Here is a 7301-nt window from a genome sequence, read left to right as displayed (position 1 = left end):
AGATCGCGCAGTATCTGATCAGGCCCGCCAATCTGCACGACACCACGGTGAGTTACGAGCTCAACCGCCGATGGCCCGACTTCGACGGGCCAAAAATCGTGGGCGACAAGGGGTACTGCTGCGTGGGCTACATCTACCCGCCCAAAGTCAACTCCCGATACGACACCGGATGGCGGCCAGACCGCCATCCGAAATTACGAAAACGCATTGAAACGGTGTTCTCGCAACTTGTTGCTGAGGGGATTCGGTCTGTTCAGACCAAAACGCTGGCCTCATTGCGGTTGCGCGTCGTCCTGGCCGTCATTGCCCACAATCTCACCAAGCCCTAAACGGGGTTAATCCATACCGCAGAACCCGTATTCTTTCCTACTCGCTCTGCTCGGATTTCCATCGTTTTTGCAAACGATTCAATCGGAATCCGTATTACAGGGCCAGATGCAGCCGGATTCTGCCGTCCAGTTCGCGCATCAAATCTTCGGGAACATGGCCCAGACGGCGCAGTACCCGGCTGAGCGCCACACTACGGAGCTGCTCCACCTGCGCCTTGCTGTCGGCGTCCAGATCGGTGCGCTCGTTGGGCAGCAGCAATTGAAAGCTGTAGACCCGCTCGATGTTGCTGGTCAGCGGCACCACCGTAATCACAACGTTCTGCGCGTTAGAGGCATTGTTTGTGACCACCACCGCAGGCCGGGTGAAGTTGGCCTCATTGTTGCGGGCGGGCGAGAAGTCCACCAGAAAGATGTCGCCGCGCCGGATCAGCCCTATTGCCACAGCTTTTCACCCTTGCCCGCTTCCAGCCCTTCGCCCGTTTCAAGGTCTACAAACTCGCCAGAGCGGGCGTATTCGGCGTATTCCTCGGCCAGTAGCTGTTCCTGCAAGGCCCGCAGACCCAGGGCAATGATTTCGCTCTTGCTGGTGCCGGTGCGCTGCTGGTAGTCGTCAATAAAGGTGGCAAGATGGGGCGGCAGGCTGGCCGTGATGCGCTGTGTCGTATCGTATGTCATAGATGCACACTAACATGCATACTGGGTGGGCAGCAGGATTTTGACTTTCTGCTTTGAATCGGCTTTTGCCCGTGGTGGGGGCGAGTTGGAGGATGGGGTTGGGGGGCTGGGTGCAGCCGCTCAAGCACAATCTTACACACGCCTGTATGTAGACTTGGGGCATGGCGACGAACCTTCAGATTGACCCACAACTGCTGGAACGCGCTCTGGAAGTGGGCGGCAAACGTACCAAGCGCGAAACGGTGAATGAGGCGCTGACTGAATACATCCAGCACCGCGAACAGCTCAAAATCCTTGACCTCTTCGGCACCCTCGACATGGACAGCGAGGAGGAGATGCGCGCCCAGCGCAAACGCTCTTGAAGATCATTGTGGATAGCGATGTCTGGTCAGAGGGGCTGAGGAAACGGAGCGGTGAGCTGTCCCCTGAAGCGCTTCTCCTGGCCGAATTGATCCGGGAAAGTCGGGTGCAGATGCTGGGTTGTATTCGGCAGGAAGCACTTCAGGGCTGCCGTGACCGCGCCCAATTTGACCGCCTGCGTGGGGCGCTGGCCGCCTTTCCAGAACGTCCGCCCATGCAAGCAGAGTACGAGCGGGCTGCCGAGTTCTTCTATCTGTGCCGCAGCCACGGCGTTCAGGGGAGCAGCACGGATTATCTGCTCTGCGCCTGTAGCGTTGCTTGGGGACTACCAATCCTGACCAAAGATAGGGATTTTGCCCGGTATGCCGCATATATTCCGGTGACACTCGTACAGGTTTAGAGCCACAGCTTCGGCTTTTGCCCGTGGTGGGGTCGGGCAGAGCGGTGGGGTTACGTTGCGCTCATGCCTCAAGTGTTATACTTAGGCATGACCACTTCTCATGCCTACCATCTGAAAGTCCAGGCACAGGGGCGCGTTGTCGTGCCAGTGGACGTCCGCGCAGAACTGGGCGTTCAGGAAGGCGATGACCTGATCCTGCTCAGAGAGGAGCATGGTTTCCGGCTGACCAGCCGCCGGGCGCTGGCGCAGGAGCTGCGGGGCAGCCTGAAAAGTCCTCCTGGGGTGGATCTGACTCAGGAACTTCTGGATGACCGCCGCGCCGAAGCCGCCCGGAAGGGCTGGTAAGCCAGTGCTGCTGGATGCCAGTGCCTTGCTGGCTTTTCTGGGAGACGAGCCGGGCGTGGACGAGGTAGACAGGATCATCTCTTCACGGGCCTGCCGGATCAGCAGCGTGACCCTGACCGAAGCGGAAGGAAAACTCGTCGGGCGCGGCCAGTTGACCCAGGGGCAGATTCAAAGCCGACTGGCAGCCCTCCGATCTCTTGTGACGGAAGCGCCGTTTGATTCGGCTTGCCGTGAAAAGGCCGCATTTTACTACGCCCGCAAATCGCCTTATGACCTCAGTCTGGGGGACGCCTGTTGTCTGGGAACGGCGGAAGCGTTGGAGCTGGATGTGTTGACGGCGGAGCGCGGCTGGGCCGTGATTCCAGACCTGCCGTTCACGGTGCAGTTGATTCGGTAAAGCCTCTGCCCCCGCTTCAGCTTTCGACCGTGGTGGGGGCGGGTGCTGTGTTGGGGCTAGAGGGCCAGATGCAGCCGGATTCTGCCGTCCAGTTCACGCATCAGGTCTTCGGGAACGTGGCCCAGACGCTGGCGCACACGGGTCAGGGCTACCGAGCCAATCAGTTCCGTCTGCGCCTTGCTGTCCTGGTGCAATCCGGTGCGCTTGGTGGGCAACAGCAGTTGAAAGGCGTACACGCTATTCAGATTGCTGGTCAGCGGAATAACTGTAATGGCGTCTGCCCCAGCATTGGCAACATTGTTGGTGATGACCACGGCGGGCCGGATAAAGTCCGCCTCGGCGCGGCGGGCAGGAGCGAACTCGATCAGCAGGATGTCACCCCGGCGGATCAGCCCTACAGCCATTCGCTGCCGTCACTGGCTTCCAGACCATCGGTGCTGCCTTCCAAAAAACGGGCGCGTTCCGGGTTGTTCTCGCGGGCCAGTGCGGCATATTCCTCGGCCAGTTGCTGATCACGGAGCGCCTGGATGGCTTTTAACACGGCCTCACTGCGGCTGGTCAGGTGGTGGGTTTGCTGGTATTCCTCCAGATAGCGGGCGGCATCTGGGGGGAGGCTGATGGTGATGCGCTGTGCAGAATTGGTGGTCATAGCTTCATACTATCATTCATACTAACTATCTTAAAGATTGGAGCTGGTAAGCCAATCATGTCGCCCATTGCTTCTGCTCTCGCTTTGGCTTTCGCCCGGGGTGGAGGCGGGTGGTGGAGAGCTGGCAACCTTTCAACCACTCCTGACCCGCTGGCCGGTTCCGCCCCTACCGTAAAATGAGGCCATGTCCACCAGCCGCAAGATCATTCATGTGGACATGGACGCCTTTTACGCGTCGGTAGAGGGGCGCGACGACGCGCGGTTGCGGGGGCGTCCGCTGGCGGTAGCGTGGGGCGGGCGGCGCAGCGTGGTTCTGACCGCCAGTTACGAGGCGCGGCCCTTTGGTGTCCGCAGCGCCATGCCGCTTTACCGGGCGCTGGAACGTTGCCCCGATCTGCTGGTGGTGCCGCCCCGCTTCGAGGCGTACCGCGAGGTCAGCACCCAGATTCGCGCGGTGTTCGCCCGCTACACGGCGCTGGTGGAGCCGCTGTCGCTGGACGAGGCATATCTGGACGTGACCACGGCCCTGCGCGGCGGCCCCAGCGCCACCCGCATCGCACAGGCCATCCGCGCCGACATCCGCGCCGAGACGGGACTGACCGCCACCGCCGGGGTCAGCGTCAACAAGTTTCTCGCCAAGCTCGCCAGCGGCATGAACAAGCCCGATGGCCTGACGGTGCTGCTGCCCGCTCAGGTGGATGGGTTGCTGGCCGCCCTTCCGGTGGGCGATTTCCACGGTGTCGGCCCGGCCACCGCCGCCAAGCTGGCCGCGCGGGGCATCCACACTGGGGCGGACCTGCGCGCTGCCTCGCCCGAACACCTGACGGCGCAGTTCGGCAAGGTGGGCCAGCACTTCTGGCGCATTGCCCACGGGCTGGATGACCGCCCGGTGGACCCGGACCGCCCGCACAAGAGCGTCGGCGCGGAGGAAACCTACGGCGACGATCTGGGCAGCGTGGAGGCCGTGCTGGAGCGCCTGCCGGTGCTGGCAGAGGCGGTGGAGCGGCGGCTGGCGCGGGCGGGTCTGGCCGGGCGCACCGTGGTTTTAAAACTCAAGTTCAGTGACCGGGCTGTTCTTACCCGCCGCGTCACATTGCCCGCGCCCGTCCACCTGGCCCCCGATCTGGCCCGCGCCGCCGCGCATTCGCTGACGCCGGAGCTGCTGTCCGGGCGGGGCGTACGCCTGGCCGGAATCACGGCGGCGGGCCTGTGCGGGGTGGGGGAGAGGCCCGCGCAGCCGGGTCTGTTCGACTGAGCCTGTGCCGAAGAGGGTCAGTCCTGCCTTACGCGCTGTCCCGCACGATTAGATGCGGCTGGAAGCGGCGGGCGCGGGCGGGTCCCTGGTAGCCTCCCAGCCGCGACAGCAGCAGTTGCGCGGCCTCGTGACCCATCGCCTCGACGGGCTGGTGCAGCGTGGTCAGGCCGCGCGCGGCGGCCCATGGCTGATCGTCGAAGCCGATGATCCGCACGTCCTGGCCCGGCGTTAGCCCGCGTACCCGCGCCTCGTCCAGCAGCGCCCCGGCCAGCAGGTCGGCAGAGGCGAAGACCGTGCAGGGCAGGCCGCCTTCGCCGCGCTGCACGTCGTCCAGCAGCGCGGCGGCGGTATTGCGGGCGGCCAGCGTGTCGAAGCTGGCGGTGTACTCGCCGGCCACCGTGCGCCCGGCAGCCGCGAGCGCCTGGAAGAATCCGGTGCGGCGGTCCTCGAAAACGCGGGTGGTAAAGAGCTGGTCCAGTTCGGTCTCCACCCAGATGGCGTACAGCGCCCCCGGCAGCGTGGCGGCGTATTCCCCGGCCAGCACGCCCCCGGCCAGATTATCCATGTACGAGCAGTCGGCGTCGTCGGTGTAGGCGTCTACCAGCACGGTGGGCTGCTGGGTCCGCAACCGGCGCTCGTGGAACACTTTGGTCAGATTGTACGTCGCCATCACCAGCCCGTCGGCCTGGTAGGCCAGCGTGTGCGAGGCCAGGTAGCGCTCCAGCCGCGAGCGGTCCAGCAGCGGAAAGATCGCCACGTCGTAACGCGCCTCCTGGAAGGCCGTTTCCAGGCCGTCCAGCAGCCGGGCGTAGAACTCGGTGGTCAGCACCGGCAGCAGCACGCTGATGGTGTAACTCTTGCCGCCCGCGATGCGCCGGGCGTGCGGGTTGGGCGTGTAGTCGAGGTCGGCGATGGCCTGCAATACGGTCTCGCGCGTCGCGGGTTTGACCGCCGCGTGGTTGTTCAGCACCCGTGACACGGTGCCCACGCCCACGCCCGCGCGCTGGGCGACATCCTGAATGGTGGGGGTCTTCATGATTGGAGGCCCAGGATACCCCGGAAGTTGGAAGGGATTCCAGAACTCAGGATTGCGTGAGGGCACGGACGTGATCCGGGTCCCGGAGAGCGGAACGGGGGGCAGCCCTCGCCGTCAGCGCCCCGCTCCCGCCCCCTTTGCCGCTGGTGGCGCGTACTGCTCCATGCCCCCCGCCACCGCGAATTCGGTTTGCAACCCGGCCAGGGGTGTGTCGGGCCTGCTTCCCGCGTCGCCGGGCAGGGTGTGGGCAAAGACCTCCAGCGCGTCCGGGTAGCCGTCGCCGTCCGCGTCCCCGCCGGCCTGGAGGACCGCATACAGCACGTTCGGGAATTTGCCCTGGCGGCCCGCCGCCGCGTCGGCCCTGAAGCCGGCGCGGATGGCCTCGCCGAACGGGTTCCAGGGTGCGCCGCCGCCCGCGCCCACGTGACAGAAGGTGCAGGCCATCACCCGGCGGTCCAGTGCCCACAGCGGGTTGCCGGTGTCGTAATGAAACTGCTGAATCGCCTGCGCGCGGTACTTGGGCATGGCCAGGGCGACGGGCAGGCTCAGGACCACCAGCGCCGCTAGCCCACCCCCCACCAGACGGACGCTGCGGCCACTGGCGCTCAGGCCACCCATCCCGGCCCCGTGAAATCGCCGCCCAGCACCCCTCGGGCGTCCAGGCTCAGCCACTTCTGAAGGCCCTCGGCGTACACGCCCCGGAAGTCCTGGCGGTATTTGATGTCGCCCATCGACAGGTCTTCGAGGTCCGGACTGCTGCCGTGAATGCCGCCGTTGACCCCATTGCCCAGCGCGAACATCACGCTGCCCTGCCCGTGATCGGTCCCGGCGCTGGCATTCTCGGCCACCCGCCGCCCGAACTCGGAAAAGCCCATCACCAGCACCTGATCGGCCAGGCCCTGCTTCTGAAGATCGGCGTAAAAGGCGCTCAGGCCGCCCGCCAGCGTGCCCAGCAACTCGTCCTGCTCGGCGCGCTGCCCAGCGTGGGTGTCGAAGCCGCCCAGCGAGATGTAGATGATGCGCTGGCCCACCCCGGCGGCGATCAGGCGCGCGGCGTCCTGAAGCTGAGCGGCGAACTTGTGGTCCGGGTAACTCGCGCCCGATTTGTACTTCTTGACATTCTGCTGCACGCGCGCCGTGTTCTTCATCATCTGGCGGGTGGCGCGCAGCAGGTAGTCGGCCTCGCCGTTGCGCGGGGCGTTCAGCATGGAGTAAAAGGCTCCGTCCAGCCCCTGCGGCACCTTGATCTGAAAGTTGTCCACCGCCTCGATGCTGGGCAGGCTGAAGGTGTCGGCCTGGAGGGCGCGCGGCGTGTTGCCGCCGATGTTCGACGCACAGAAGGGATCGCCCAGGCGCTCGGCCAGCCGCCCGATCCAGCCGTCCGCCTCGGCCTGCCTTGGATCGGCGGTGTGCCAGATCGCCATGCTGGCGAAGTGTGACCTCGTGGGGTTGGGATAGCCCACGTTTTCCATCCAGGCCAGCTTGCCGCCGTCCCAGAGGTCCATTAAGGGCTTGAGGGCCGGGTGCATGCCCAGGTCCGGCGTCAGGGTCAGCACGTCCTTTTTGGGAATGGCGATGGTGGGCCGCGCGGCGTAGTACGCGCCGTTGCTGTACGGAATCAATGTGTTCAGGCCGTCGTTGCCGCCGGTCAGTTGAATGACCACCAGCGTCTTGTCGCGGCTGGCCTGCGCCGCCGCCCGCGCCAGAAAGCCGGGCATGCCGGTGGTGGCGGCCACCGCCAGGGCAGAGAGTTTGAGAAAATCGCGTCTATCGGGCATGGAAGCTCCTTCGGAGGTCTAAAGGTCTGAGGGTCAAAAGGTCTAAACGGAACAGTGGTGGTGTGGTCTCGCGTTCA

The 7301-nt window shown here is 64.8% G+C and carries 13 protein-coding genes; 6 read left to right on the top strand and 7 right to left on the bottom strand.

Annotation, left to right across the window (positions count from 1 at the left end; genetic code table 11):
• A partial coding sequence (locus tag Q322_RS0109095; protein WP_029475275.1) for a hypothetical protein occupies nt 1-329 on the top strand: 329 nt, incomplete at its 5' end.
• A gap of 94 nt (nt 330-423) precedes the next feature.
• Here Q322_RS0109095 and Q322_RS0109090 read toward each other — a convergent pair.
• Together Q322_RS0109090 and Q322_RS0109085 are read right to left on the bottom strand one after the other, a co-directional pair.
• Nucleotides 424-771, bottom strand: coding sequence for a type II toxin-antitoxin system PemK/MazF family toxin (locus tag Q322_RS0109090; protein WP_034418100.1), 348 nt, complete (start codon nt 769-771; stop codon nt 424-426).
• On the bottom strand, nt 762-1004 hold the full coding sequence (locus tag Q322_RS0109085; protein WP_029477593.1) for a ribbon-helix-helix domain-containing protein: 243 nt from the start codon (nt 1002-1004) through the stop codon (nt 762-764). Before Q322_RS0109085 ends, Q322_RS0109090 begins: the two co-directional genes overlap by 10 nt.
• Before the next feature lie 161 nt (nt 1005-1165).
• Here Q322_RS0109085 and Q322_RS0109080 point away from each other — a divergent pair, with 161 nt between their 5' ends.
• From Q322_RS0109080 to Q322_RS0109065, 4 genes are all read left to right on the top strand, one after another.
• On the top strand, nt 1166-1366 hold the full coding sequence (locus tag Q322_RS0109080; protein ID WP_029477592.1) for a type II toxin-antitoxin system VapB family antitoxin: 201 nt from the start codon (nt 1166-1168) through the stop codon (nt 1364-1366).
• Nucleotides 1363-1764 (top strand): PIN domain-containing protein, encoded by a 402-nt coding sequence (locus tag Q322_RS0109075; protein WP_029477591.1) that lies wholly within the window; start codon nt 1363-1365, stop codon nt 1762-1764. The genes Q322_RS0109080 and Q322_RS0109075 overlap by 4 nt, the downstream gene beginning before the upstream one ends.
• A gap of 87 nt (nt 1765-1851) precedes the next feature.
• Nucleotides 1852-2109, top strand: a complete 258-nt coding sequence (locus Q322_RS0109070; protein WP_029477590.1) for an AbrB/MazE/SpoVT family DNA-binding domain-containing protein — start codon at nt 1852-1854, stop codon at nt 2107-2109.
• Nucleotides 2072-2506 (top strand): PIN domain-containing protein, encoded by a 435-nt coding sequence (locus tag Q322_RS0109065; protein ID WP_084147892.1) that lies wholly within the window; start codon nt 2072-2074, stop codon nt 2504-2506. The genes Q322_RS0109070 and Q322_RS0109065 overlap by 38 nt, the downstream gene beginning before the upstream one ends.
• 56 nt (nt 2507-2562) lie before the next feature.
• Here the strand turns inward: Q322_RS0109065 and Q322_RS0109060 are convergent, their stop codons facing one another.
• Nucleotides 2563-2910: a type II toxin-antitoxin system PemK/MazF family toxin gene (locus Q322_RS0109060; RefSeq protein ID WP_029477588.1), complete on the bottom strand. Its 348-nt coding sequence runs from the start codon at nt 2908-2910 to the stop codon at nt 2563-2565.
• Complete coding sequence (locus Q322_RS0109055) at nt 2901-3155, bottom strand: ribbon-helix-helix domain-containing protein (protein ID WP_029477587.1); 255 nt, start codon at nt 3153-3155, stop codon at nt 2901-2903. Before Q322_RS0109055 ends, Q322_RS0109060 begins: the two co-directional genes overlap by 10 nt.
• A 184-nt stretch (nt 3156-3339) precedes the next feature.
• Here Q322_RS0109055 and dinB point away from each other — a divergent pair, with 184 nt between their 5' ends.
• Nucleotides 3340-4410 (top strand): DNA polymerase IV, encoded by a 1071-nt coding sequence (dinB, locus tag Q322_RS0109050; RefSeq protein ID WP_029477586.1) that lies wholly within the window; start codon nt 3340-3342, stop codon nt 4408-4410.
• Nucleotides 4411-4438: 28 nt separating this feature from the next.
• On the opposite strand, the gene Q322_RS0109045 is transcribed toward dinB, so the two are convergent.
• From Q322_RS0109045 to Q322_RS0109035, 3 genes are all read right to left on the bottom strand, one after another.
• Nucleotides 4439-5446 (bottom strand): LacI family DNA-binding transcriptional regulator, encoded by a 1008-nt coding sequence (locus tag Q322_RS0109045; RefSeq protein WP_029477584.1) that lies wholly within the window; start codon nt 5444-5446, stop codon nt 4439-4441.
• A 114-nt stretch (nt 5447-5560) separates the two neighbouring features.
• Nucleotides 5561-6064, bottom strand: a complete 504-nt coding sequence (locus Q322_RS0109040; protein ID WP_029477583.1) for a hypothetical protein — start codon at nt 6062-6064, stop codon at nt 5561-5563.
• Nucleotides 6052-7224: a DUF1501 domain-containing protein gene (locus tag Q322_RS0109035; RefSeq protein WP_029477582.1), complete on the bottom strand. Its 1173-nt coding sequence runs from the start codon at nt 7222-7224 to the stop codon at nt 6052-6054. The genes Q322_RS0109040 and Q322_RS0109035 overlap by 13 nt, the downstream gene beginning before the upstream one ends.
• Nucleotides 7225-7301 lie beyond the last annotated feature (77 nt).

The sequence above is a fragment of the Deinococcus frigens DSM 12807 genome, from assembly GCF_000701425.1.
GTDB lineage: Bacteria > Deinococcota > Deinococci > Deinococcales > Deinococcaceae > Deinococcus > Deinococcus frigens.
The sequence above is the reverse complement of the archived record's forward strand: the minus strand, read 5'-3'. Positions and strand labels throughout refer to the sequence as shown.

Excerpts from the sequence above, each read along its gene's own strand:
- Q322_RS0109055 (WP_029477587.1), bottom strand. The coding sequence starts at position 3,155 with ATGACCACCAATTCTGCACAGCGCATCACCATCAGCCTCCCCCCAGAT.
- dinB (WP_029477586.1), top strand. The coding sequence starts at position 3,340 with ATGTCCACCAGCCGCAAGATCATTCATGTGGACATGGACGCCTTTTAC.
- Q322_RS0109035 (WP_029477582.1), bottom strand. The coding sequence starts at position 7,224 with ATGCCCGATAGACGCGATTTTCTCAAACTCTCTGCCCTGGCGGTGGCC.
- Q322_RS0109060 (WP_029477588.1), bottom strand. The coding sequence starts at position 2,910 with ATGGCTGTAGGGCTGATCCGCCGGGGTGACATCCTGCTGATCGAGTTC.
- Q322_RS0109045 (WP_029477584.1), bottom strand. The coding sequence starts at position 5,446 with ATGAAGACCCCCACCATTCAGGATGTCGCCCAGCGCGCGGGCGTGGGC.
- Q322_RS0109040 (WP_029477583.1), bottom strand. The coding sequence starts at position 6,064 with ATGGGTGGCCTGAGCGCCAGTGGCCGCAGCGTCCGTCTGGTGGGGGGT.
- Q322_RS0109070 (WP_029477590.1), top strand. The coding sequence starts at position 1,852 with ATGACCACTTCTCATGCCTACCATCTGAAAGTCCAGGCACAGGGGCGC.
- Q322_RS0109065 (WP_084147892.1), top strand. The coding sequence starts at position 2,072 with ATGACCGCCGCGCCGAAGCCGCCCGGAAGGGCTGGTAAGCCAGTGCTG.
- Q322_RS0109085 (WP_029477593.1), bottom strand. The coding sequence starts at position 1,004 with ATGACATACGATACGACACAGCGCATCACGGCCAGCCTGCCGCCCCAT.
- Q322_RS0109080 (WP_029477592.1), top strand. The coding sequence starts at position 1,166 with ATGGCGACGAACCTTCAGATTGACCCACAACTGCTGGAACGCGCTCTG.